The 23,826-nt window shown below is 40.4% G+C and carries 26 protein-coding genes; 8 read left to right on the top strand and 18 right to left on the bottom strand.

The genetic code is table 11. From position 1 onward, the window contains the following. Positions 1–252: a YfhL family 4Fe-4S dicluster ferredoxin gene (locus tag CDG60_RS12060; protein ID WP_087512436.1), complete on the top strand. Its 252-nt coding sequence runs from the start codon at positions 1–3 to the stop codon at positions 250–252. A gap of 183 nt (positions 253–435) precedes the next feature. Here the strand turns inward: CDG60_RS12060 and CDG60_RS12065 are convergent, their stop codons facing one another. Continuing rightward, positions 436–1,329, bottom strand: a complete 894-nt coding sequence (locus CDG60_RS12065) for a metal-dependent hydrolase (protein WP_087512435.1) — start codon at positions 1,327–1,329, stop codon at positions 436–438. 164 nt (positions 1,330–1,493) lie between these two features. Next, positions 1,494–2,384: a LysR substrate-binding domain-containing protein gene (locus CDG60_RS12070; protein ID WP_087512434.1), complete on the bottom strand. Its 891-nt coding sequence runs from the start codon at positions 2,382–2,384 to the stop codon at positions 1,494–1,496. Between the two features lie 114 nt (positions 2,385–2,498). Between CDG60_RS12070 and CDG60_RS12075 the strand changes: the two genes are divergently transcribed. Then, complete coding sequence (locus tag CDG60_RS12075; protein WP_087512433.1) at positions 2,499–3,167, top strand: FMN-dependent NADH-azoreductase; 669 nt, start codon at positions 2,499–2,501, stop codon at positions 3,165–3,167. A gap of 109 nt (positions 3,168–3,276) precedes the next feature. Here the strand turns inward: CDG60_RS12075 and ahpF are convergent, their stop codons facing one another. Continuing rightward, complete coding sequence (ahpF, locus tag CDG60_RS12080; protein ID WP_087512432.1) at positions 3,277–4,842, bottom strand: alkyl hydroperoxide reductase subunit F; 1,566 nt, start codon at positions 4,840–4,842, stop codon at positions 3,277–3,279. Positions 4,843–5,417: 575 nt separating this feature from the next. Here ahpF and CDG60_RS12085 point away from each other — a divergent pair. Continuing rightward, positions 5,418–6,026 carry a DsbA family protein gene (locus CDG60_RS12085; protein WP_087512431.1) on the top strand — a complete coding sequence of 203 codons (609 nt, stop codon included), beginning with the start codon at positions 5,418–5,420 and terminating at the stop codon, positions 6,024–6,026. 73 nt (positions 6,027–6,099) lie between these two features. Here the strand turns inward: CDG60_RS12085 and CDG60_RS12090 are convergent, their stop codons facing one another. From CDG60_RS12090 to CDG60_RS12100, 3 genes are all read right to left on the bottom strand, one after another. After that, on the bottom strand, positions 6,100–6,936 hold the full coding sequence (locus tag CDG60_RS12090; protein WP_227542963.1) for a hypothetical protein: 837 nt from the start codon (positions 6,934–6,936) through the stop codon (positions 6,100–6,102). A 129-nt stretch (positions 6,937–7,065) separates the two neighbouring features. Beyond that, positions 7,066–8,187: a toxic anion resistance protein gene (locus tag CDG60_RS12095; protein ID WP_087512429.1), complete on the bottom strand. Its 1,122-nt coding sequence runs from the start codon at positions 8,185–8,187 to the stop codon at positions 7,066–7,068. Positions 8,188–8,220: 33 nt separating this feature from the next. Then, positions 8,221–9,000 carry a tellurium resistance protein gene (locus CDG60_RS12100; protein WP_087512428.1) on the bottom strand — a complete coding sequence of 260 codons (780 nt, stop codon included), beginning with the start codon at positions 8,998–9,000 and terminating at the stop codon, positions 8,221–8,223. Between the two features lie 191 nt (positions 9,001–9,191). Here CDG60_RS12100 and CDG60_RS12105 point away from each other — a divergent pair, with 191 nt between their 5' ends. Continuing rightward, the gene (locus tag CDG60_RS12105) at positions 9,192–10,736 is read left to right on the top strand and encodes a DUF4139 domain-containing protein (protein ID WP_087512427.1); all 1,545 of its coding nucleotides are present in this window, start codon (positions 9,192–9,194) and stop codon (positions 10,734–10,736) included. Between the two features lie 89 nt (positions 10,737–10,825). On the opposite strand, the gene rnk is transcribed toward CDG60_RS12105, so the two are convergent. Next, positions 10,826–11,230 (bottom strand): nucleoside diphosphate kinase regulator, encoded by a 405-nt coding sequence (gene rnk, locus CDG60_RS12110; RefSeq protein ID WP_087512426.1) that lies wholly within the window; start codon positions 11,228–11,230, stop codon positions 10,826–10,828. A 228-nt stretch (positions 11,231–11,458) separates the two neighbouring features. Between rnk and CDG60_RS12115 the strand changes: the two genes are divergently transcribed. After that, on the top strand, positions 11,459–13,021 hold the full coding sequence (locus CDG60_RS12115; RefSeq protein WP_160117039.1) for a hypothetical protein: 1,563 nt from the start codon (positions 11,459–11,461) through the stop codon (positions 13,019–13,021). Positions 13,022–13,069: 48 nt separating this feature from the next. On the opposite strand, the gene glyA is transcribed toward CDG60_RS12115, so the two are convergent. Beyond that, on the bottom strand, positions 13,070–14,323 hold the full coding sequence (gene glyA / locus CDG60_RS12120) for a serine hydroxymethyltransferase (RefSeq protein WP_087512424.1): 1,254 nt from the start codon (positions 14,321–14,323) through the stop codon (positions 13,070–13,072). A gap of 242 nt (positions 14,324–14,565) precedes the next feature. After that, on the bottom strand, positions 14,566–15,798 hold the full coding sequence (locus CDG60_RS12125; protein ID WP_087512423.1) for an alpha/beta hydrolase family protein: 1,233 nt from the start codon (positions 15,796–15,798) through the stop codon (positions 14,566–14,568). Between the two features lie 260 nt (positions 15,799–16,058). Here CDG60_RS12125 and CDG60_RS12130 point away from each other — a divergent pair, with 260 nt between their 5' ends. The 3 genes from CDG60_RS12130 (at position 16,059) to CDG60_RS12140 (ending at position 18,001) form a co-directional block, all read left to right on the top strand. Continuing rightward, on the top strand, positions 16,059–16,757 hold the full coding sequence (locus tag CDG60_RS12130) for a putative quorum-sensing-regulated virulence factor (protein ID WP_087512422.1): 699 nt from the start codon (positions 16,059–16,061) through the stop codon (positions 16,755–16,757). A gap of 90 nt (positions 16,758–16,847) precedes the next feature. Then, a complete protein-coding gene (locus CDG60_RS12135) occupies positions 16,848–17,441 on the top strand; it encodes a hypothetical protein (RefSeq protein WP_087512421.1) in 594 nt (197 codons plus the stop codon). 209 nt (positions 17,442–17,650) lie between these two features. Further along, positions 17,651–18,001: a hypothetical protein gene (locus tag CDG60_RS12140; protein WP_087512420.1), complete on the top strand. Its 351-nt coding sequence runs from the start codon at positions 17,651–17,653 to the stop codon at positions 17,999–18,001. Positions 18,002–18,112: 111 nt separating this feature from the next. Here CDG60_RS12140 and CDG60_RS12145 read toward each other — a convergent pair whose 3' ends face one another. The 9 genes from CDG60_RS12145 to CDG60_RS12185 all read right to left on the bottom strand — a co-directional run bounded on the left by CDG60_RS12145 (position 18,113) and on the right by CDG60_RS12185 (position 23,808). Continuing rightward, entirely contained in the window at positions 18,113–18,331 is a 219-nt protein-coding gene (locus CDG60_RS12145; RefSeq protein ID WP_087512419.1) for a hypothetical protein, read from the bottom strand. 317 nt (positions 18,332–18,648) lie between these two features. After that, positions 18,649–19,781 (bottom strand): IS3-like element ISAba14 family transposase gene (locus tag CDG60_RS12150; protein ID WP_223155595.1). Its coding sequence is split into 2 segments (ribosomal slippage): positions 18,649–19,529 and positions 19,529–19,781, totalling 1,134 coding nucleotides; the frame shifts between segments, so codons are not numbered across the junction. Between the two features lie 1,045 nt (positions 19,782–20,826). Continuing rightward, positions 20,827–20,988 (bottom strand): hypothetical protein, encoded by a 162-nt coding sequence (locus tag CDG60_RS18210; RefSeq protein ID WP_160117041.1) that lies wholly within the window; start codon positions 20,986–20,988, stop codon positions 20,827–20,829. Positions 20,989–20,991: 3 nt separating this feature from the next. After that, positions 20,992–21,414, bottom strand: a complete 423-nt coding sequence (locus tag CDG60_RS12155) for an AcrIF11 family anti-CRISPR ADP-ribosyltransferase (RefSeq protein WP_087511734.1) — start codon at positions 21,412–21,414, stop codon at positions 20,992–20,994. A 165-nt stretch (positions 21,415–21,579) separates the two neighbouring features. After that, a complete protein-coding gene (locus CDG60_RS12160; RefSeq protein ID WP_087511735.1) occupies positions 21,580–22,056 on the bottom strand; it encodes a PIN domain-containing protein in 477 nt (158 codons plus the stop codon). Between the two features lie 25 nt (positions 22,057–22,081). Then, entirely contained in the window at positions 22,082–22,363 is a 282-nt protein-coding gene (locus CDG60_RS12165) for a hypothetical protein (protein WP_227542874.1), read from the bottom strand. 295 nt (positions 22,364–22,658) lie between these two features. After that, a complete protein-coding gene (locus tag CDG60_RS12175; protein ID WP_087511738.1) occupies positions 22,659–23,036 on the bottom strand; it encodes a hypothetical protein in 378 nt (125 codons plus the stop codon). Then, a complete protein-coding gene (locus CDG60_RS12180) occupies positions 23,037–23,588 on the bottom strand; it encodes a glycoside hydrolase family protein (RefSeq protein ID WP_087511739.1) in 552 nt (183 codons plus the stop codon). It lies immediately after the preceding gene. Continuing rightward, on the bottom strand, positions 23,578–23,808 hold the full coding sequence (locus CDG60_RS12185) for a phage holin family protein (RefSeq protein ID WP_087511740.1): 231 nt from the start codon (positions 23,806–23,808) through the stop codon (positions 23,578–23,580). The genes CDG60_RS12180 and CDG60_RS12185 overlap by 11 nt, the downstream gene beginning before the upstream one ends. Between the last annotated feature and the right edge of the window lie 18 nt (positions 23,809–23,826).

Below are 23,826 nucleotides of genomic sequence, written 5' to 3' on the forward strand. Positions count from 1 at the left end.
ATGGCTTTACTGATAACAGATCAATGCATTAACTGTGATATGTGTGTTGCAGAATGCCCCAATCAGGCAATTTTTGAAGGCGAAAAAGTCTATGAAATTGATGCTGAACGCTGTACGGAATGTGTCGGTTTTTATGAACGACAGACCTGTGTGGATGTCTGCCCGATTGAATGTATTCTGCCAGATCCGGCACATAAAGAAACCAGGGAAGAACTCCTGAACAGATTTTATTATCTGAATTTATTTGGTTAATCCACCGCAAAACATAAGTTTCCCTGTTTTACGTTAATCAGCGCATAATAACAATAAATAAAAATGGAATTAAGGTTCAGCGACTTAATTCCAGAAAAGGAAAAAATAATAAGGGAGAAAAAGCCAGAGTGTAATCTGGGGAGAAAATACTCTGGCTTTTTCTGTTCCAATGATTTCAGTGCATCAGGAGAATCTGACAGGAGGAGCCTGTACATACTGAGGCAGGTTATTTAAAACCGCCAGTGCCTGTTCTGTATTTCCTTCATGATCAGGATGAAACTTCGGTGAAGCCCAACGCAGGACGGACTTAGTCAGAAAGCTAAACGTAGGCAGATTTCCTGTTTTACGACCGACTTTCTCCAGTTCCCACCACATTTTAAATACATTGGCTTTGGCCAGTTTCTGCATCTCTTCCAGGCTGTCCTGTCGGGCTAAACCACGTCCAATATCCACCATCAGATACATGAAAATCGGATAAATCACTGCCATAAGTGCCTGCCGGGTCAGATAAAAACCATGTTTATTCTGTAACAGGTGATGGAACAGATCAAAAGCAACATTGCGGTGTTCAACTTCTTCAGCCAGATGCCAGCGGAATAAATCACTCATTTCGGTATCAGCATCAAACTTTTCCCAGTTATGGCTGTTATCCAGCGTCCACTGTCCGATGACACCTGTGAAATGCTCAATAGTCGCAATAATTCCAACGCGTAGGGTTAACCAGTAATTTTCTAAAAATCTGGACCGATCAACCGGAATTCCGAAGGGTTTATCTGCAAGCAACTGTCCAAAAATTGCATTGGCAACTTTTAAACCAGACTCAAGATCATAATTCTGCTCCCGCATAAAATGCTGCCCTTGAATATGTGCCCGTGCATGCATGGCTTCCTGTTTAATAAACGCCTTTACATCTTCTTTTAACAGATCATCTGTTATCAGAGGCAGGGCTTTATTGAAGACACGGCAAAACCAGAATTCACCGGCTGGCAGCAGGATATTGATCGCGTTGTAGGTATGAGATGAAAAAGGATCTTCAGCAATCCAGTGAATTCTTGATTCTGAAAAATCAAAAGCCATCGTTCTTGGAGTAATTTTTATATGCTTTTTTACCACGACTCATCGTCCATTATCGCTCTTTTAAGCAATTCTAAACGATCATTTCTGCACCACATTGGCATGACTGACGAAGCCTGATCTTTTTATGTTCACTTTTTTTGTGTAATGCCCACTTATTTAAACCTTTAAACAGTTGAATCATATGATTTTTCAAATACAGTCCTGGTCCAGTTTTTCACTTCATTTACAATAAAATCAGCATCCGGCAAAGTTAACAGATAATAGTTCATTGCCTGTTCTCTATGCGTGGACACTATTTTCATCTTCTGATTTTTTAAATAATGCGCCACAGAAATACGGCTTAACAAAGCAACCCCCTGCCCTGACAGTACAGCCTGAATGGCATGACTTTCCTGCGTATAAAATACCTGTGGCTGTCCTGCCTGAATATGCATCCCCTGTTTTTCAAACCACTTTTGCCAGTTCACGCGGTTTGGGCAATATTCATCTCCCCAGGTAAAATGAATGAGTGGTACAGTCTGCCAGTCCAGTTCACTCAAGTCCATTTCAGGACAGCCCACCACGACATATTCATCTCCTGCCAGAAACTCTATACTGACATCCTGATAATCACCCGAACCATAACGGATGGCTAAGTCATACATGCCCGATGCCATATTCACAACATCATAGCTACTGTGTACCCGAAACATGATGTCAGGAAACCGTTGCTGCAATTCGGGTAAATGCGGAATAATCCATTCACTGGCAAATGTAGGCGTCGCTGTAATGGTAAACAGTCGCTGCCTGTTCTGTTCCAGCTGCATCAATGCCGTATGGATCTGATCAAAACCTGCCTGTACATGCTTAAGCAGATATTCCCCTTCAGGTGTCAGGCTGATTGAGCGTGTCCGTCTCTCAAACAGGTGTAGATTCAACTGCTGCTCCAGCTTTTTTATCCGATGGCTCAAAGCAGTCGGCGTTAAAAATAACTGATCTGCGGCTTTCTTAAAACTTAGGTGCTCAGCAACATACTGAAAAGCTAATAATTGCTCTAACGAATAATGAAAGGTCATCCGAAGCATCTTCATGAATGAATTTCATTCAGTTATAGCGTGTAATTTTATCGTTTGTTGTTCTGTTGATGTTGTTTAAAAATCAGACTTATCTTCAATGCATGAGTCATCAAAATGACCAATATTTTAAGAATTGATGCCAGTGTGAGAACAGGAATTTCAGGAACCAACCCTCATGGCTCGCTCAGCAGACGTTTAACTGAACTGTTTATAAATACATGGGCTGAAAATGATTCATCCATCCAGGTCAAACACCGTGATGTAGGAAAAAATCCTCCGCCTCTGATTGATGAAGAATGGATTGTTTCAGAATTTGGTTATGCTGAATCTGAAGAAAAAGCCCAACAGCGTTTAAAACTGAGTGATGAGCTGATTGCTGAATTAAAATGGGCGGATCTGATTGTAATCGGTGTACCTATGTATAATTTTGGACCACCGGCACATTTAAAAGCATATATTGACAATATTGTCAGAAAAGATAAAACCTATGCTTTTGATGCAGATCAACAGCAACCTTATACAGGACTGCTAGACGCGCAAAAACCACTGGTGATCCTATCTGCCCGAGGTGGGCATGACTTTGATGCTCCAGATGCTCCTTTTCAGAATCATGTGGAACCGAGTATCAAAACAGCTTTTAACTTTATCGGCATTCAACAGTTCCATGAAATTGCGATTGAATATCAGGAATATGGCGGGGAGCTTTTAGAAAAATCCATTCAACAGGCTGAACAGAAAACCACGGCGCTTATCCATGATTTACAACAAAAACTCATCCCATAAAAAAAGGAACTGAGCTGTTAGAACTCAATTCCTGTTAACTGCCGGAGGTATCGGAAAAGCCACGATATGAACCCTGACTTTTCCTTTACTCCATTCGTTTCAGATGATCTTACTGACCTGAACGGATCATGTAATCAAATGCAGACAGTGCTGCTTTCGCACCTTCACCTGATGCAATAATAATCTGTTTGTATGGAACAGTCGTACAGTCACCTGCGGCAAATACACCTTTCACATTGGTTTCGTTACGATCATTCACCACAATTTCATTACGGTTTGACAGTTCTACAGCTGTTTCTTTCAGGAAGTCTGTATTTGGCAACAGACCAATCTGTACAAAAATCCCTGCCAGTTCAACTGTATGTTCAGTATCCGTTGCACGGTCTTTATATTTCAGTGCAGTTACCTGAGAACCATCACCAACCACTTCTGTAGACAGTGCATTCATGATCACTGTGGTATTTGGCAAGCTGTTCAGTTTATCCTGAAGCACCTGGTCAGCACGCAGTCTGGTATCGAACTCAACCAGTGTTACATGTTCCACAATACCCGCCAGGTCAATAGCAGCTTCAACACCTGAGTTACCACCGCCAATAACAGCTACACGTTTGCCTTTGAACAATGGACCATCACAGTGTGGGCAGTATGCAACACCACGGGTTTTATACTCTTTCTCACCTGGAACATTCATTTCTCTCCAGCGCGCACCGGTAGACAGAATAATGGTTTTAGAGTCAAGTTTTGCACCGTTTTCCAGTTCAACTTCAACCAGACCGTTCGCTGTCTGATCTGCACCTACAATGTTTTTCACACGTTGCAGGTTCATAATGTCCACACCGTACTCACGTACATGTGCTTCCATATCGGCAGCAAATTTTGATCCCTGAGTTTTCTGCACTGAAATAAAGTTTTCAATGTCCATCGTATCCATAACCTGACCACCGAAGCGTTCAGCCACGATCCCCGTACGGATACCTTTACGTGCCGCATAGACAGCAGAAGTTGCACCAGCAGGTCCGCCACCGATCACTAAAACATCAAATGCTTCTTTGGCATTGAGTTTTTCAGCATCTTTAGCAGCTGCACCTGTATCCAGTTTCGCCACAATCTCTTCCAGTGTCATACGACCCTGTCCAATATGCTCACCGTTCTGGAACACCATAGGCACAGCCATGATTTTGCGTTCTTCAACTTCATCCTGGAAGAATGCACCATCAATCATGGTTGCAGTCGTACCTGGGTTATTGATTGCGATCAGGTTCAATGCCTGAACCACATCTGGACAGTTATGGCAGCTTAATGAAACAAATACATCAAAGTTTGCAGTCAGGTTCAGACCTTTGATCTGTGCCAGAACTTCGTCTGAAACTTTTGGTGCATAACCAGAAACCTGTAACAAAGCCAGAATCAGTGAGGTAAACTCATGTCCCATTGGTAAACCAGCAAAGAATACACGTGGCTGTTCACCTTTTTTTGCAATACCAAAGCTCGGTTTACGGTCGTTTTCACCATCAAAACGTGCAGTCACCTGATCAGAAAGTGCAGCAACCTCAGTCACCAGTTCTTTAATTTTGTCTGATTTTTCAGAACCATTTAAAGAAGCAACAATTTCAATTGGGCTTTCAAGACGTTCAAGTAATGTTTTTAATTGAGCAGAAGTATTTGTATCTAACATGCTAACAGTCTCCAAGGGAGTAAATTCTTTCGTTGAATATATATTACGTCGATTTAAAAAATAGATAAAACAGTTTGTTTTCATAAAAACAATCGGATTTTCAGTTCAATCATCACCCTGCTGAAAACCACGACCCAAAACACTGTTTTAAAATAAATTTCAATCAGTTAATTTCTTCATTCTGCTCTATATATGAGGATTATTCCAAAATAATCAATGATTGTTCCTGTATTTCTTCATTATTTTAAAGCGGGGGGAATCTGAAAACACGCATACCGAAAGTAAAAACAGGTTATATCAGCTCCACTCTGTTATTCACGATGTAAAAATCATTAAGTATCTGAAATTTAATTATAAAATATAAAATCCCCTTATAAACAGTACAATGCTGTCTCTTCGAATCTTAAAATTTCATTATCTGTAAAATAACTCATCAATTTCCCCACTGGCACTGCACAAAAATTCCCCATCACACTGCCTGATCAGGTTTATGCTGAATCTGAACAACAGATAACTGTCCAGGTCCATATTTCATTCTGCACAACAGAACGAATGATTAAAACAGAGGCACAATAATGAAAATTGAATTCGTATTTGATATTGCATATCCCATGAGTTACGTCGCTTTTGAAAAACTCAAACAGCACTGGAATCAGGCAACTGCCACAAAAATTGAACTGCTGCCTGTACAGGTTCTCCCCGAAATTCCCCAGGAAGGTATAAATGTCTACGAATATCTGACTGAGCGTTATGGTTCAAAAGAAGCCAACCGTAAACTTGAAATGGCTAAATTCGCTGCCTACAGCGAAGACCTGACCATTGATATTGAACACATGAAACGCATGCCGAACAGTCGTCTGGCACATCAGGCTATTTTAACACTGGACAATGTTTTTGATCAGTACGCGCTGACTCAGGCGATCTTTCATGCCCTGTTTACACATGGTAAAGACATTTCAGATACAGCTGTTCTCAAAGAGATTATTGAAGCCATGGGACTGGATGGCTCCAAAGTCCTGCGCTCCATTCAGCATAAAGAAATTGCAGATAAGCAGGCTGAAATTACACGATATGTGCAAAGTTTTGGGCAGTACCCAACACCTTATTATATTGTGGATGGTGAAATACAGGATGAAAGTTTTTCCACACTTGAACTGAAACGGTTGCTGTTACAGGCGAGTTAATACCTTAAATAAACCAACAACAGCCTTCTCCTGAGCCACATATAGTGCAGGAGAAGGCACTTTTAAGTACCAATTAATACTGAAGTTTCTGTGAGATCCGCACTAATCTTTTTTTCAGCCCTCTCGACAGGAAATAAAAAATACCGCTGATCAATACTAAAACCGCAATCAGAGCATAAAGTACATAGTTGAGAACCCTGGACCATCCAGATGCTTTCTCAACCAGTGGTTCAACAGACTGAGCAAGTGGAGTGACTGCCTGACCATAAAGCTGATACTGCATGGACCATAACTGTTCAGGCTTCAGACCATATTCCAGAAAATGTGGATCTTTACGTTCTGCCTGAATCAGCTTTGCTGTGTAGGCAACAGCCACATCTCTGTCCTGCGGTTTATGTAATAAGGCCGTCTGTGCAAGCACATAGTCTTTAACCGGTTCAGGATCTTCTGTACGCTGCAAATACTGATAAATGTGACTTTGCTGAATACTCTGATCATAACTGACCAAAGCCTGATACTCAGATGCTTCATCTTCTTTGAGGTCATACTGTACATAAGTCAGACCTGACCATAAAATAATGAATGCCACCAGCCAGCCAACAAATTTCAGTACAAAAGACTGAAAACGTATTCTGAAAAACCTGATTTTTTTTAACAGTGAAACACTGATAAAAGCACCCGTAAATGCCACGATCAGTTTCAGGATCAGCCAGCCAAACCATGAAAGCAGGTTCAGAAAATAATTGGGCTGATGCAGAAACGCTTCAAACTGTGCATTGACACTGAACGGTACATGTAACTGCCGAACCTGCTCAGAAACACCAAACAGCCCCAGCACCATATCCTGCTGAAAAAAAATGGAGACAAAACTGATCAGTGCGAGTGTACTGGTCGCAACTGCCATCACCATCAGCCTGTTCTGACGTCGCTGTAACACTGCAACGCCAGTTTCTATCTGCTGTAACTGATCGACTTCACTGTCATGACCTTTGACCTGTCGTTCTGACAAATTTCACTCCTCAATGTTGATACTGCATAATCAGGACTTAGTCGCTGTATCCAGGACCATCTGCTGTAAATTATTCTGCAGTGCTTTAATTCGTGTGGAAGCTTCCTCACGCTTCTGCATTCCCTCTTTCTGAATCTGAATCACATCATTTACAGTCTGTATGAGGGTATTCTGTACATGTTCAAGGGTTTCAATATCAATCACTGAACGCTGATTGGCACGGGCAGTATCCACTGAGTTCTGGTGCAGCAGATCGGCATTACGCTTCAGCAGTTCATTGGTGGCATTATCAATAGTGTTTGCCAGCTGAACACTGTTTTTCTGTTCATGCAGTGATATCGCCAGACTGATCTGGTTTTTCCATGCAGGCAAAGTTATATTTTTAATGGCATAAAATTTGTCGACCAGCATTAAATTATTGGACTGAATAATGCGGATCATTGGTAGTGTCTGCATGGCTGACTGTTGCAGAACAAGCAGATCACTGACCCGTTTTTCCAGGTTATTAGCCAGATGATTCAGATCATAGATTTTCTGACTGGTCTGCTGATCCTGTTCCTGAGTGGTCAGTGTCACAATTTCCTGCTGAATTTCTTCCTGCTTCAGTCGTCCAGCTGCAACATAAATGCCCAGCTGTCGGTATTCATCCTGCACACCGGCAAACATTTTATCGAGTGTGCCTACACGAGCTTTCAGCCCATTTTGAGAGGATTCAATTTCTTTCACCAGTGCATCAATCTGCTCTTTGGTGGTATTGAAATGCTGATCAAAACTCTGCTTTGCCCCCTTAAACTTACTCAGTAAACCACCAATAAAACCTGTATTTTTAGATTTGTTCAAAAGATTGCTGGTATTTAACTGCTGTGCCACCTGAACCACTTCATTCAGCTTCTGTCCAGTGACATCCAGATCTTTATTTTTTACAAGATCAAGCAGTTCATCAGTATAAGTCGATGTTTTAGTCGCAATATTTTTGCCATACTCAGCCACAGAAGAATGATTGATTTCAGCCAGTTCCTTACGTGCATTCAGTACTTCTGTAAAATCCTGCTCCTGCAGACCCAGTTCTTTCAGATTCATCTGCTGAAACTTTTTTTCAATAACTTCTGAGGAAAATTCCACAGGTAAATTCTGTTGTTCTGAAGCGGTCATGGCTCACCCTGTATGTATAACTGAATTTTTGGCTTAAGATTTCTCTAATGATTTTTTAAGCGTCTTAATTAAATTTTCACGACTATTATTAAGCTTTTCCAGATCAGTTGTCGAGCTGGAAGCCGTATTGTGCTTTACATGATATTTCCACGCAGGAATCAGGACCTGCTGAGCTTCCTTAAAACGGTCAAGCAAGCTAAAGGACAGCTGCTGAGACAGCTGCATCTGAGCAATTGCAATATCATTGTTCGCCTGTAAAGTTCTTAAACTGTAGATTTTCTGAGACAGTCTTTCTGAAAAATTATCCAGTGGATGCTGTTTTGTAAATGATGGATATTCTTCAAGGAACTCCTCAGCTGCCATAATATATTTTGCCATCTGCTCTCTTAAACCCGTCAGTTGCTGCAAACGGGACTGTGACTTCTGAATCTCGATCTGAAGTTTCTGACTCAGATGATTTGCCCGATCCAGCAGAACATCGAGGTTTTTATAATACTGTATCTGCCCTGAAGTATATTCAAGGTCTATACCCAGCCATTTCTGAACAGCATGAAACTTTCTGGTTTTCAGATATTTTTTTGAATCAGCCAAAGCACTGATCAATGATTCAATCGTGGAACTGAGCTGCTGGGTAAGCGCAGGGTCTACACCGTTCAGCAACACGGACTGTGCCTGAATCAGATGGTCAGCATAACGGTTCAGCTGCTGCTGATTGTTGACCAGGGGCGACAGGTCATTACGTTTGATCGAAAGTGTATCATCCCTGCTTACACTGATCTGATTCAACGGCTGTAACTGAAAGAACTGAGTCATCGGAATTAAAACACCAGGTAATCAAACTGTTATCTGAATAAATCATGTCCCATACTACAGCATTCTGTTGCATATTTTATTCAGTGATTTGTTACTGAACCGGTAACACCAGACCATTTAAAGTCACAAAACAGACTGTATTTTTCAGCAAATTCAGACATAATTATTTTTTTCCAAAGATACCTATAAGAATGAAAAACACTTATTTTCTCCCAACCCTGCTTGGGCTGTTCAGTTTAAGTTTTCAGGTGTCTGCACTGACAACAGCAGATGCTCCGATACAGCAGGTCACACTGTATCCTGGCGCTGCAAAAATTGAACGCAGCATTAAAGTGAAATCTGGTGAGCAGCTGGTCAGTCTGCAGGGACTCGCAGCCAATTTTGATATCAATCAGTTGCAGTATCAGACCTCAGGTATAGATGTAAATGCTGTCTCACATACCGACAGCGCACTGGACAAACCTGCCGGCAATGAGTCCAGCCAGTTAAAGACAGAAATTGAACAGGTTCGTGATCAGATTTCAGCACAGAATGCGATTATTCAGTCCGCTGAACTTCAGAATAAATTTCTCACCAACATTACCAAAGGTTCTGCCAGAAAAGTGCAGAAGCAGGCATATCAGGCATTTATAGCGATAGATGAAGCTAAAATTAAAAAAGAAAAACTGACCCAGCGACTGAATGAACTTGAACAGGATCTGAACGCGATTGGCGATCATGGTTTTAATCAGAGAACCCTGAAATTTCATGTCAATGCACCACAAAACGGTGAAATCCATATCAGCTATATGATTCCCTATGCACGCTGGCAACCTGTTTATAAAGCTGAACTGGACTCTAAAACACAGCAGCTGAAACTAAGCCGAATGGCAATGATTGCCCAGAAAACGGGAGAAGACTGGAACAATATCAAACTGACTCTTTCCACGTCCACCCCACAGAACTATGTAGAACAGATCAGTCCAGCGCCGTGGTGGGTCAATTACTACGAACCTGAACCCATCAGACCGATGCCTGCACCTGTCGCTATGGCAGAAATGGCTTATGGTCGTGCATCAGCAAAAATGCAGGCTGCAGGACGGGACAATCCAGAACCTGGTTTCCCACAGTTTGAAGCCAGTGAGCAAAATTTCAGTACAGAATTCAGATCGTCAACCAAAGCCTCTGTTCCAAGCAGTCCGCAGCTGATTTATCTGCCGCTGAGTACTGAACAGTATCCTGCAAAACTCTCGGTCTGGGCTATTCCAAAGCAAAGTACTCAGGCAACAGTCAATGTTGAAATTCCTGCACAGGGTAACAACTGGCCATCAGGTATGGTGCGTTTATACCGTGATGGTGATTATATCGGGCAACGGAACTGGAACAACCATGCGGAAAGTTCACTGCAGATGAGCTTTGGCATCGATGATCAGATCCAGATTCAGGTAACGGATCTGAGCAACAAGAAAAGCCCTGCTGGGAAAACTCAGTCCGCCACGGTTCAGAAACAGCAGTACACGGTTAAAAACCTGCATCGCTATCCTGTAAACCTGGTGCTGTTTGAATCATCCCCACAGAGTCAGAATGGAAAACTCAATACACAATCCACTTACAGTCTGCCACCCTCACAAACCAGCTGGAATGGTCAGCCTGGGATCAACAGCTGGCAGACAGTACTCCAGCCGGCTCAGAGTTTTCAGCTGGATGTACAGCATGAGTTTAATTTCCCTGCCAAAGGGACTACCTCGGGCTTCTGATCCATTCATCAGCTGAAACTAAAAAGGCTCTGATTAATAAAATCAGAGCCTTTTGCGTATTCTGCCAGTTTCTCACTGACCGCTATGCCTTAAATATAATTCCCTTCACGTTCAGGCTGATACAGCACTTTTTCAATTCTGACTTTCATCAGGTGTCCATCTGGCTGAGGCCATTCAATTTCCTGTCCTTCAGCCAGTCCCAGAATCGCAGCACCCACAGGTGCAATCACATTGACCTGACCTTTCTCACCTTTAAAATCGTGTGGATAAACCAGTACTATTTCAGTGGGTTCTTCAGCTGGTGCAATCGTAATCAGAACACGGGCATTCATGCTGACCACATTTCCAGGAACATCTTCAGGCTTGACCACTTCTGCCCGTGCCAGCTCATCTTCAAGATGCTGCATCGTTGGAGTCAGTGTGGACTGATGTTCCAGCATTGTTTCCAAACGATGCAGATCCTGTTCTGAAATAACAATATTTGGTTTGTCCATAACATCACTCCTGAGTACCAGAAAACCATTTTCTGGCACTAACAAAAAATTAAATCGGTATGCTTTAAATTCTTAACACAGAATCCTGTATTTACAAATAAATATCTGTATCGCCCACTTCAAAGAAAAATTTATTTATTGTATGTTTTAAATACATAAATTTGTTCGAGAATAAAAATGACAGGGATGGCATTAATAAATACAGACGGTATCAGCTCAACAGAATTTATGCAAAATATACGTCGTAAATTCCATAATCCGAATCACAGTCGGGAGTTTTATATACATTCTGCTCTGCTCACTGTCCATTTTGACGGCAGTTTTGAATGCCTGCAACGTCTGGATCAGATGATCACCGCCTACAGGAAGCAGGTTGGTCCACTGAATGAAGACTTTACTTCAGACCCGACCAAGGTAAATGCTTTAATTTTAATTGCAAGCTATATTGGTGCTTTTTTCTGTCAGAAAACAGGAAAACCTGAAATCTGGTTCAGTCAGGCTGAAATTTTCAGCAATTCTGACCAGGTATGCTCCACTCCTCTGGACAATCTGCTGCACAGTTATGCTGTCATGGACGATCAGCAGGCTTTCTTTCCTCTGCAGTTACTGTACCAGCATCTTTCAGTCAGTGAAGAGCTGACACCCTCAGTCAGCCAGAAAATTGAAGCACGTATTTTGAGTCATCTACTCAGACATGTTGCAGAAACTGAAGCCTATAATAAAGAAATGCATTTTTTACAGAAAATGTATTTAAAAAACTATCCTCTGGACAAGGAAAATACTTTTCAGCCTCTGATCAACCTATGCAATCTTGATTATTCAACAGACAGCCTGGATCGTCTGGATGAACTGCTCAGAGAAATCCGGCAGCAATACAGACTGATGCCTGAAGCCTTCTTAAAGAAACCTGAAAACCATAATTTCATTTTATTTGTCAGTGGCTATTTAGGGCGCATTATTGCACAACAGTCTGCTGCAACTTTACGCTGGCTTCCACCTGAGCAAAAAAATAATATTATTGATAAAACAGCACGGGATTATATTGGTCATTTACGGGTTGCTCAGATCAATCAACATCTGGTTTTTGTTGCCCAGCATGTCTGCGATTTCCTGTTCAGTCCTTTGGTTCAGACCAGCAGTAAAATTTATACAGCCAATATGGTTGATAAAATCCGTTCAGAAAGTACGCCCATTTACCTGGTACCGCATCTTTCTCCCACAACTGCCAGTCCATTTTACAATGTACTCTTTCAGGCAGGCAGGCTCGCAGGTTATCTGTTTCAGCAACTGTTCAATACAGCTGAACAGCGCAGTACCGCCGTGACACCGACCAGTTTCCCACAGGGAAATACATTTATCAGTCATCCTGATAGCGTGGATCATGCACTCAAACAACTGCACAGCAACTCAGATCAGCATGAATACAATGCTTTAGGCTATGTCACACAGGTCTACCTGCCACATCTCTGTACTCAGGCAATCACGCTGAATATTCGTGACTTTACAACAAGCAGTATGAACTTATGCCTGAATATTCCATTTTTTGAATCAGATGATTATCGTGGGTTCTGCATTTTACAGCCCTACATGTTCAGCTCAGACATCAGCACAGAAACCCATATGCAGGAGATTTACAACAGTATGGGTGCTTTTTATGAGGGACTTCATCATTTTGAACAGTCCATCGCTGAACCTGAGAGAATCTGGAAAAATTATTATTCCCCAGGAAAACATCCGTATCCAGGAATTTTCCCGACCGTTCAGCCCAGTGAATTCAGCTTTAAAAAATAAAAAAAGCCTCCTTTATCAGGAGGCTTTTTCAGTTTTCAGCAAAATGTCTTATTTTGCATAAACTGGGAATTTAGCACATACCGCTTCAACTTTCGCTTTCACAGTATTGATGACTGCTTCATCACCTTTTGCATCCAGAATATCTGCAATCCAGCCAGCCAGGTCACGAACTTCAGCTTCACCGAAACCACGTGTAGTCACAGCAGGTGTACCGATACGGATACCTGAAGTCACAAATGGAGAGCGTGGGTCGTTAGGAACAGAGTTTTTGTTCACAGTAATGTGAGCAGCGCCTAACCATGCATCAGCTTCTTTACCAGTGACATCCTGTTTGATTAAAGACAACAGGAACAGGTGGTTTTCAGTACCGCCAGATACAACATCATAACCACGTGCAATTAATACTTCAGCCATCGCTTTAGCATTAACAACAACCTGCTTCTGATATTCTTTATATTCAGGAGCCATTGCTTCTTTAAAGCAGATTGCTTTAGCGGCAACAGCATGAACCAATGGGCCACCCTGGTTACCTGGGAATACAGCAGACTGAAGTTTTTTCTCAATCTCTTCGTTTGCTTTCGCCAGGATCAGACCTGAACGTGGACCACGAAGTGTTTTATGAGTCGTCGTTGTCGTTACGTCAGCAATTTTTACTGGGCTTGGGTAAACACCCGCAGCAACCAGACCTGCAACGTGCGCCATATCTACGAATAAATATGCACCAACTTTGTCCGCGATATCACGGAAACGCTGCCAGTCAACAATCTGACTATAAGCAGAGAAACCAGCCACGATCATACGTGGTTTGTGTTCTACAGCTAAACGCTCAACTTCTTCGTAATCAATTTCGCCAGTTTCTGGGTTTAAACCGTACTGAACTGCGTTATATGTTTTACCAGAGAAGCTTACTTTTGCACCGTGAGTCAGGTGACCACCGTGAGCAAGGCTCATACCCAGTACTGTATCGCCCGGGTTCAGAAGCGCTAAATACACTGCTGAGTTTGCCTGAGAACCAGCGTGTGGCTGAACGTTGGCATAATCTGCGCCGAATAATTCTTTAGCACGGTCAATCGCCAATTGCTCGATCACGTCTACATATTCACAACCGCCGTAATAGCGTTTGCCTGGATAACCTTCCGCATATTTGTTAGTGAGTTTTGATCCCTGAGCTTCCATTACTGCCGGTGAGCAATAGTTTTCAGATGCGATTAACTCAATATGAGCTTCTTGACGAGCATCTTCCTGAGTAATTGCTTTAGCAATTTCTGGATCAAATTCAGAAATAGAGATATTGGCGAACATTAGCGAGGTCCTATGAATTAGGGCTTTTAAGCCGTGCTAAGATTGGCGCATATTGTAACATGAAGTTCATACAAATAAGGAATGAACTTTGCTCAGTTTTACATAAAAAAAGCTCATCCTGAGATTCAGAATGAGCTTTTTGATCACAATTCTTTTATTCAGTCAGTTTCAGCAAAAAAACATCTTTTTAAACTCACTGAATACATACCTGAAAAAATCGGAACACAAATATTCAGTTTCTGCTACTGATTCAATAAACCACCAATATCCTGAACAAAACTGCTGAAATTTTGTGTATAGACGGTCTTGTGATCCCACGTTTTATTTGAAATATAGGTGACACTACTTCCTTTATTTTTCATTGCTCCGTTCAATATATCTGTAGCTGCTGATGGCACTGTTGTATCTGCCTCACCCTGATAAATAATCACCTTCTGATTCAGTTTTACAAGACCCGGCTGTGATCCCTTTTCAAGAAACTCCTGTATCACAGGTATTTCCATAAACTTACTCTGAGTTCTTCCGTACCCCTTTAAAGATCCCATACCTATAGAACCCTGCGCATAATCCAGCATCCCGTTACCCAGTGCCTGTCCTACTGTACCACCACATTCTGTTTCTGCTACAGGAGCAATTTCTGCAGTATCGGGCTGAAAAACCTGAGAATAACTGACAGTCGTTTTATACCCCTGCATACCTGCAACAATCAAAGAAGTATAAGTATCCAGCTGAGCCAGCATCCCAATCTGTTCAGGAAGCGGTTTCTGTGCTGCCTGAGTTTCACCAACGGATAATATCAAAGCCAGATTTGATGCAGGTGCAATTGCAACCGTCCCTTTATAATCCAGCTGAGCTCGGGCAGCGTACTGTGCAGCTCCCAGAACAGCATGTCCACCCTGTGAGTGTCCAATACTGACCCATTTATCACTGGCCGCCAGATTCTGAGCTTTCAGGTAATTTCGGGTTGCAACTACAGCATCTGTAATTGAAAATGCTTCACTTTTCAGATTCAGGAACGGGTGATTTCCAGCAGAACCCAGACCTTCATAATCCGGTGCTACCACCACATAGCCCTGTGCCAGCAGTAATTTCAATAATGCTTCCGTTCCCTGCAACCCCTGTGCACTTGGAGCACACTTATCTGCAACACCCGTTGTACCGTGCGCCCAGACCACAATCGGCCATCCTCCCACAGGAGCAGCAATTTTTGGCGTAAAAACAAGGGCTGTTGCATTCACTTCCTTACCGTCCACACCCAGCATTTTGTAGGTCATTAACTTGCTGATCGCAGCTGCATCGGTCATGCTGTCTTTTGTATAGTCTTCAACTGTGACCACAGGATTTGCAATATTATTCAGCGGAATATCATCCCCTGGTTTTGAAATGACGTAGCTTGTATCTCCATCGCCACCACCACATGCACTCAGCAACAGTACTGAGCTGCTCAGTAAAACCGTCAACAGACTTTTTTTCATGATGTCATTTCCTTATTTATTATTCAAAAATCCATAACTTAAATATTTACGCCATTTTCAACAGAAGGACAACACGTAATTCATCTTATTCATCGGGAAAATCCAGTCATAAAAATAAATATCAGTCCGCTCTTTATTTCATTTCTTTTATAAATTCAGAAAACAGCATCATCAGTATATTGAAATATAATAAAACAGCTGTTTCAGCATTGCCTAAAATGATAAACTGGATACAGTTTTAATGAGATCAAGGTTGGAACATGCAGGCAATTATCCTGGATACTGAAACCCACACTTTAAACGGGCAGCCGATAGAAGTTGCGTATGCCCCTGTTCAGATTGCAGATGGAAAACTGAGCCTGGATAAAAGCAGGATTTTTGACCAGCTGTACAGTGTGGACGAGCCGATTTCATACGCGGCAATGGCAGTTCACCATATCCTTGAATCTGATATAGCCGATCAGCCTCATTTCACCAGTTTCAGCCTGCCTGAAGAAACGACCTATATTATTGGTCATAATATTGATTATGACATTCTGGCCATTCAGAAATGTGGTGTAGATACCTCATCCATCAAAGCCATCTGTACACTGGCGCTGGCACGCCTGGTCTGGCCTGATGCTGAAGCACATAACATTTCCGCACTGATCTATATGATCAGTAAAGGCAGTGCAAAAGCGCGGGACATGATTAAAAAAGCACATCGGGCAGATATGGATATTATTCTGACTGCCAATATTCTGATGCATGTTGTTCACCAGTTAAAAATAAACAGTATCGAAGAATTATTTGCTGCATCGGAAGATGCACGTATTCCGCGTGTGATCAATTTTGGTAAACACCGTGGTACTCCTGTACAGGATTTGCCTCAGGATTATGTACAGTGGCTGATGAAGCAGGGTGATCTTGATCCATATCTGCGCAAAGCACTGGAAAATGCAAACTTAATCACAGTTTAAATTCATGATTTATTTAATATTTTAACAATCATGTAATCTTCTCACTTTATAGTGTGCCTTAATTTACAATTCTGGGGAGTAAATTAGGGCATGTTTAATTTTCATAAAACTGAACTGGGTCAGACGGCTGTCAAAAACCGTAATATTGAACTGAACGCCCGTCAGCGTAGATTACTTCTGTTAATTGGAACTGAAGACTTTAAACTGTTAAATGACAATCTTAAACAACGCCTGGCACCTCCAGAACTGATTCACCAACTGAAAGACATGGGGCTGATTGAACATTTCAAACAGAATATTCCGCTTTCTCCTGATCCTGCTGTTCAGGACAGTAATGAGATTCCTACCGCTATACAGCCCCTGGTCGAACCCCCTGAAACACCTCATATTCCTGCACCCAACAGTACCCTTAATGCAGAACACTCCCCTGCATTACAGATTCATCCAGAACCACTCAGTTTTGAAGAAATCAAACTTCTGATGACAGACTCGCTACGGTCTTATTGTGGGTTAATGGCTCAACAGCTGATTTTACGGATTCAGGCGACATCAGACCGCCGTGGTCTGAAACTGTGTCAGATGCAATGGATCACTTCTCTCCAGGAAAGCAGAATCAGCTCAACTGAACTGAACCAGATTTATCAGCAGATCAACTCCTCATTGAACAAAGAAGCAATCCATTGATCACAGCCTGATTAATACATTTTTTATACACACACATTGATTTAAAGTCTAAAAGGCGCGCAATAAAACATAACAGTTCATTGAAATTTATTAATATAAATACAGTTGCAGCTAAAATACTCAACACTGTCAGTATTTACACCTCTTTGGTCTAAACAACAGTAAATCAAAAAATTTCTATACTTCCCTTTTTATGGGGAGAGATACGGATGTCTGTATCACATTTTCTGGAATTTGACAGTTTTGACAATCCAACCCAGTTAAATAAAATTGGCAACTGGGTGATTACATTTTTAAGCCCTTCAGATTCAGTTGCCCCTGTACAGCTCGGTATCACCAGTGTACTGCCACGTCAGATCAGTGACTCCATACAGCCGAGCAGGATCACAATACAAAGCACAAGTGATGATAACCAATGGCTGATTCAGCTGATCGAATGCTATGAAGGTCATAATGGAAAAGAATGCTTTTTTACGGCAGAAGATCAGACCGGACAGGACATACTGGTGGCTTTAATCCATGAATTAAAAAAGTATGATGTTAATGTACAGTTAATTTAACAGTTCAGCCCCTGCTCACTTCGGTGGGCTTTTTTAGATCAGGGTTTAACCCTGTATTGAAAATACTTTCAGGCATTCCCCTCCTTAATATATAGAATCAGATAAAAATAATTACTCAACAACTTTATAAATACTGTCTGTTTTAGTGCTTTCAAACAGAAGCTCAATACTGGGTAAAATAATTTCTCCATCCACAATAATATGTTCAATTTTTTGAAAAAGTGACCATTCCTCAGCATTTGAATTTTCAGGAATTTTTCTTAACAACGCCTGAACATCCTGAATATTATTATATTGATCACTGATCTTAACCTGTATTAATTTAGACATTTTTCTTTCCAGAGCTAAAAGTGGATCTTTGTTATAGCATGCTTACAGCGCACTGATCACAACTGAAATGTTAGATTTCTTGGCAATGTAATTGTTCTGTTTACATGGTTCCTAACCGCATTATTCTGTGTGAATCGACAGATATTTTTTATTTAAGCTTTAAAATCAAACAAAAAAAGCCCACATTTCTGCGGGCTTTTATGTTGGATGGCTAGTGCTGATTCTATTGTTAAACCTGGAGGCTTTAAACTCAAACAGAGGTGGTCCCACTTGTTTGAACAACTAAAAGCGTATTTATAAGTGATATTCCGCTCTAGTTAAGCCACCTTGTTTTGTTGGGGTAGCTGATCATAGTAAAACTCATTTGGTGTCATTTTGTCTAGACTCGAATGAGGTCGTTTCAAATTATAAAACTCAAAATATGCACTTAATTGCTTTTTCGCATCTGTGACACTGCTATAAGCTTTGAGATACACCTCTTCATATTTAACGCTCCGCCATAATCGTTCAACCATCACATTATCTACCCATCGACCTTTACCATCCATACTGATTTGAATGCCATTTGATTTCAATACATCAATAAATGCATCACTGGTAAACTGGCTGCCTTGGTCTGTATTAAATATTTCAGGTCGACCATATTTTTCAATCGCTTCATTTAAAGCCGAAATACAAAAATCCACCTCCATACTAATCGATACCCTATGCGCAAGTACCTTGCGGCTATGCCAATCAATCACAGCACATAAATAAACAAAGCCTTTTGCCATAGGGATATACGTTATATCCGTAGACCACACTTGATTACTGCGCTGAATAGCCAACCCTTTGAGCAGATATGGATATTTACGGTGAGCTTGATTAGCCTGGCTTAAATTTGGTTTGCAATATAACGCCTGAATACCCATTTTCTTCATTAAAGTACGTGTATGACGTCGTCCTATATGATGTCCTTGACGATTCAACAAATCACGCATCATACGACTGCCTGCAAAAGGATATTGCATATGTAATTCATCAATACATCGCATCAGCTTCAGATCTGATGCACTCACAGGTTTTGGGCGATAGTAATAACAACCACGGGAGACTTTCAGCAGCTTAGCTTGCTTAGATACTGAAATCTGAAGTGAGTCGTCGATTAACTTTTGTGGTTGAAGCGGCCCAGTTTCTTCAACACACCTTCTAAAAAATCAATTTCTAATGCCTGCTCACCGATTTTTGCATGTAGTTTTTTTAGATCGATGGGTGGTTCTGTTGGAGCTTTTGATTGATCGAAAGCTTGCGAGGAAGCTGAGATCAATTGATTTTTCCAGTCAATAATTTGGTTTTGATGAACATCAAACTCAGCACTCAATTCAGCAAGTGTTTTTTCTGCTTTAATCGCAGCAAGTGCTACCTTAGCTTTAAAATCATTTGAATGATTTCTTCTTGGTCTACGTGCCATAAAATACTCCATATATTGATGTTTATAACATCATTTGAGGAGCAGAATATCACTTATAGGAGTTGTTCAAATTTACGGATCCATCTCTAACAGCTGTCATTGATCCGTCCAACTTATATAGCAGTACTTCATCAAAGTCTGCTGATAAATTCACTATAATTCACCAGTTTTAATCTGCCAAGACACTGTTACTTATTTATACATTTCAACTTTAATTATGTTACTGAAATAACAACTGCAATCAGTTATATTACTGCACGATAAAATCACATACAGTATCAATTAATAATCCAGTTCTGCTTCACATATAAACCAGTACAATAAATCCCTGTGTGTTGATAAAAACAGACTTTCAAATCATTATTTTCAGACTCAGTTGCATCCTTATTTTTTTTATTTAATATCATCAATCTGAATGATTTCAGAGACAGAGAATCAGAGTTTACAGTTTTAACAATAATCCGCAGTCATCTGTTGATCTGAGCTAACTGAATCGGCAGAAACTGCCTTGCACAATATATTTTACCAATAAATATCTACCGTCTGAGCAAACAAATGACACAGGTAAAAAAGTTATGATCTGACAGATGAAAAAATTGATTGCGAAAAAAGACAGATAATAAAAGCAATAAAAGAAAAATCAGTCTGTTTTATATAGATACTGAAAAAAGAAACGAAGGGATAAATGGTGCGCTCAGCGTGCACAAGAATATAAAAACAAGTTTTTGTTTTATAATATTTTATTATTGTTAATAATATTTAGTACCGCTAAACATACTACTAAAATAAAAAATGCTCTGGGTTCGAGTCCACAATACTTAGTGCACAACCAACACGCATTAGTTTTCGGAAAGCTTTAGCTCTACTATGTCAAAGGAAGCATATCAAAATTAAATTCATATACTTACTTATAAACTGATGCGACTCTGTCGCAGGTTGAAATAATAATTCATTATTTCGGCTATACGGAATATCGTGTGGAAATTATGATTCTGTTTAAGTCGAAAATAATTCAAATTTAGTGGAGTCTATTATTGGAATTCCTCTATTTAAGTGATTCTTCTTTTAATTTTTGCTTAACCCATTCGCTAAAATTCTTAGACTTGGCAAGCGTAATTAAATCAGCATCAATATCTGGATTGAATGAAACTGTCATTTTTACACGCTTATCTTCATATTTTTTCTTACGATCAATTTTAACTTCCACTGATCACTCCTTAACTAAGATAGATTCACGTTCAAGCATAGGAATAATGTAAACACCACCTTGTTCATCTTGATCTAAACAACCATCAAAACCCATTTTTTTAGCACATTCGCCACGTTTAGCTTGAATGTACCAATCATTATCTGCATCTGCAAAGTCATGATTCCAAACGCTGTCAGAGCCATCAAGTAATGATTCTGCTGTATCTTCATCGGTTTCGAAACGTTCAGCGATTTCAGCAATTATTTCATCATCATGTAAATCACAAGCTTCTACAAAGTTCATATTTTCAGCATTAATTGAATAAGTGATTACTTCGCCAACCGACATTGAATAAGGCTCTACTGAAAAAAACAAACAATCATCAAAAGTACCAAAGCGGTCAATTTTTGTAATTTCTTTTGGGCTTGTGTGGAATAATTTCATTTCAGCATCTCCTGTCTATGAACTCATTATGTCGTACACCCGACAAACAAGCAAGCATAATATTGCTTTATTTTCCATTTGTCGATGCACGATAGATTACACATGATATTCCGAAATAGAGATTTTACTTAAAAACTAAATTCCACTACTTATTCCGCATAGCCATTATTTTTTACTCTGCTCGACTTCCCACAAAAGTTTATAGTACAAAACATTTTCTGGCTTAATTCCATAAAGTGCATTGGGTATATCTTGATCATTTGTAAGAATCACATAGTCATTAATAAGATGAATTAATGAATTGTCAGTTAATCCGTACCTTTCAAAAGTAAAGCCCTGTGTATCTCGCTGAGGAATAGCTTCAATAATTTTGAAAACTTCTGTAAACAATGTTCTCAAGAAAACAAATACTTGTGTCTTAACCCAACCATGAAAATCTCTATGCAAGAGATTTGAGGTTTCTGTAGCAATGTACGGAGTAAAATAAAATTCATCGTAATCCTCCATAAGTTCTAAAAGAAAATCGTAATGTTTTACGGTAAAGCCACTTAAATGTCGAGAATTTTCAATTTGTTTAGCATTATCAATCGAACCCACAACATATAAAATCAACAAATTGGTATCTATTATAAGTTTCTTCATTTACACCTAAACCATTGAAATAATATTATTTTCTAATATTTCTAAAACCTTTAAATTCTCCAGTATTGCTCACAATAAATACTTTTTCTTCTCTGCGTCGGCCCATAATTTTTAATAATGCCCCTAAACCAGGTGCACTATCTTGAGTACTCCTATCTAAAGGATCTTCACCCTCAATCAGATAACTTAAGCTCACTTCATAATTTGAACCAACTAACATTATTCCCTCCAAACTAAAATCCTTAGCTCTCGGTAATAGTTTTTTTGCATTATTTATTGCAACATCTGCTGCTTGTTCAAAGTCCATACTTTTTCCATGCATAATTATCTAAAGCAAAGTCTATCAAAAAAATCAAGGGAGTAGGAACATTGTTGTTTTAGAGATGAATACAGTTGAATCAGATTTAACAAAACTCTATTTAGTTCCATTATAAAATAATTATTCTTATTCAATAACTTAAATAAGAAGCCCTCAATTGAGGGCTTTTACAATTGCACCGTGTCGCGCTTTACAGTCATTGTATTTAGATATCACATCAATCGACCAAACCAAAGCCACTTTACCCTGCCCTGACTCCAATTTTTGAAGATCCGGGCACGGCTCAAGGAGGTTTGCTGGCAGGTTCGGTGATAAGTGAGTTGATGAGTTGCACCCCGTCATCATCAAAACAATGCTGCTGATAAACAGGGCGCTCAATAACTTTCTGAACTTCGCGTGTGACTGTTTCAACACGCACACGCTGTTCTGATTTAAGTGTTTCATAATCTGCACTCACTTTATTTACTTCATTTTGCTTATCAGCCAAGGCTTTAAGCTGCTTTTGTTCGATGCCACGTATTTTCTGAGCACACTTTTGTTCAGCTGCATTCAGCTTGCCTGCGATGTGATTTGTATACGCGATCTGACCCAGATACAAAAAAATAAAGACCGCAATAGCGATCCATTTTTTGTATTTCCACATAATTAAAAATATTGGCATCTACTGCGCCCCCATGCACTTCTGATGACGTTCAAGCTGCCGGCTCCAGACACCAGCACAACGCTTATTGCCCGGTGTCGAACAGTCATAACCACCTGAAAACCTGTATTTCAAAAGAGAATCACAAGCTGCTTTATATTTTCCCACTTTCAGATTTGTAAGCATTGAAGATTTAGACCAGTTGCCGATCCCGAACTGATACGAAAAATCAATGAATGCATCATATTCATGTTGATAAATCGGAATATTCTGAATTGTCTTATTGAATTTTTTAGCATCAGTGTTCAAATAATGACGCAAGAAATACATGCCCTGCTCCCGCGTTACAGCAGAATCAGTCATTTTTACTTTTGTACCATCGGGATAAATCGTTGTACCAAAGCCGATGGTCGGCACGTCATTTTTGGTCGGAATAACCGGCTTTGCAGTAAAGCCTTCTTTCTGTGCTGTTGAAAGCACCTGTTGATTGCTTGGTCCATATATAAAAAAACCGCCAGTTACGGCGGCGGCTATAGTTGAACCAGCTACAAATAGTCTTGCCTTATTCGTCATATTCTTTCTCATGCATTCGTTTATCGTGCAGTTCTTCATCGCGCTGATCTTTGCGATAAGCAGCAACAGCTTGAATAACCAGACCAACTATGGCACATAACGCACCCAGCACGGCCATCCACTCTGTCGTAGACAGCCCCCCATACAAAACCATTCCACCCCCTGCTAAATTTGTTACCAATCCATAAGTTGCTGTACTTGATGCAGTCGGTTCCGTCATGACCTCTTTTCTCCAGAT

The organism is Acinetobacter chinensis (assembly GCF_002165375.2).
Classification (GTDB): domain Bacteria; phylum Pseudomonadota; class Gammaproteobacteria; order Pseudomonadales; family Moraxellaceae; genus Acinetobacter; species Acinetobacter chinensis.

Excerpts from the sequence above, each read along its gene's own strand:
- CDG60_RS12140 (WP_087512420.1), top strand. The coding sequence starts at position 17,651 with ATGTCTGTATCACATTTTCTGGAATTTGACAGTTTTGACAATCCAACC.
- CDG60_RS12180 (WP_087511739.1), bottom strand. The coding sequence starts at position 23,588 with ATGACGAATAAGGCAAGACTATTTGTAGCTGGTTCAACTATAGCCGCC.
- CDG60_RS12155 (WP_087511734.1), bottom strand. The coding sequence starts at position 21,414 with ATGAAATTATTCCACACAAGCCCAAAAGAAATTACAAAAATTGACCGC.
- CDG60_RS12090 (WP_227542963.1), bottom strand. The coding sequence starts at position 6,936 with ATGGTGATGGCAGTTGCGACCAGTACACTCGCACTGATCAGTTTTGTC.
- CDG60_RS12060 (WP_087512436.1), top strand. The coding sequence starts at position 1 with ATGGCTTTACTGATAACAGATCAATGCATTAACTGTGATATGTGTGTT.
- CDG60_RS12075 (WP_087512433.1), top strand. The coding sequence starts at position 2,499 with ATGACCAATATTTTAAGAATTGATGCCAGTGTGAGAACAGGAATTTCA.
- CDG60_RS12185 (WP_087511740.1), bottom strand. The coding sequence starts at position 23,808 with ATGACGGAACCGACTGCATCAAGTACAGCAACTTATGGATTGGTAACA.
- CDG60_RS12125 (WP_087512423.1), bottom strand. The coding sequence starts at position 15,798 with ATGAAAAAAAGTCTGTTGACGGTTTTACTGAGCAGCTCAGTACTGTTG.
- CDG60_RS12175 (WP_087511738.1), bottom strand. The coding sequence starts at position 23,036 with ATGCCAATATTTTTAATTATGTGGAAATACAAAAAATGGATCGCTATT.
- rnk (WP_087512426.1), bottom strand. The coding sequence starts at position 11,230 with ATGGACAAACCAAATATTGTTATTTCAGAACAGGATCTGCATCGTTTG.
- CDG60_RS12145 (WP_087512419.1), bottom strand. The coding sequence starts at position 18,331 with ATGTCTAAATTAATACAGGTTAAGATCAGTGATCAATATAATAATATT.
- CDG60_RS12095 (WP_087512429.1), bottom strand. The coding sequence starts at position 8,187 with ATGACCGCTTCAGAACAACAGAATTTACCTGTGGAATTTTCCTCAGAA.
- CDG60_RS12115 (WP_160117039.1), top strand. The coding sequence starts at position 11,459 with ATGCAAAATATACGTCGTAAATTCCATAATCCGAATCACAGTCGGGAG.
- CDG60_RS12160 (WP_087511735.1), bottom strand. The coding sequence starts at position 22,056 with ATGAAGAAACTTATAATAGATACCAATTTGTTGATTTTATATGTTGTG.
- CDG60_RS12165 (WP_227542874.1), bottom strand. The coding sequence starts at position 22,363 with ATGGACTTTGAACAAGCAGCAGATGTTGCAATAAATAATGCAAAAAAA.
- CDG60_RS12070 (WP_087512434.1), bottom strand. The coding sequence starts at position 2,384 with ATGACCTTTCATTATTCGTTAGAGCAATTATTAGCTTTTCAGTATGTT.
- CDG60_RS12065 (WP_087512435.1), bottom strand. The coding sequence starts at position 1,329 with ATGGCTTTTGATTTTTCAGAATCAAGAATTCACTGGATTGCTGAAGAT.
- glyA (WP_087512424.1), bottom strand. The coding sequence starts at position 14,323 with ATGTTCGCCAATATCTCTATTTCTGAATTTGATCCAGAAATTGCTAAA.
- CDG60_RS12085 (WP_087512431.1), top strand. The coding sequence starts at position 5,418 with ATGAAAATTGAATTCGTATTTGATATTGCATATCCCATGAGTTACGTC.
- CDG60_RS12135 (WP_087512421.1), top strand. The coding sequence starts at position 16,848 with ATGTTTAATTTTCATAAAACTGAACTGGGTCAGACGGCTGTCAAAAAC.
- CDG60_RS12130 (WP_087512422.1), top strand. The coding sequence starts at position 16,059 with ATGCAGGCAATTATCCTGGATACTGAAACCCACACTTTAAACGGGCAG.
- CDG60_RS12105 (WP_087512427.1), top strand. The coding sequence starts at position 9,192 with ATGAAAAACACTTATTTTCTCCCAACCCTGCTTGGGCTGTTCAGTTTA.
- CDG60_RS12100 (WP_087512428.1), bottom strand. The coding sequence starts at position 9,000 with ATGACTCAGTTCTTTCAGTTACAGCCGTTGAATCAGATCAGTGTAAGC.
- ahpF (WP_087512432.1), bottom strand. The coding sequence starts at position 4,842 with ATGTTAGATACAAATACTTCTGCTCAATTAAAAACATTACTTGAACGT.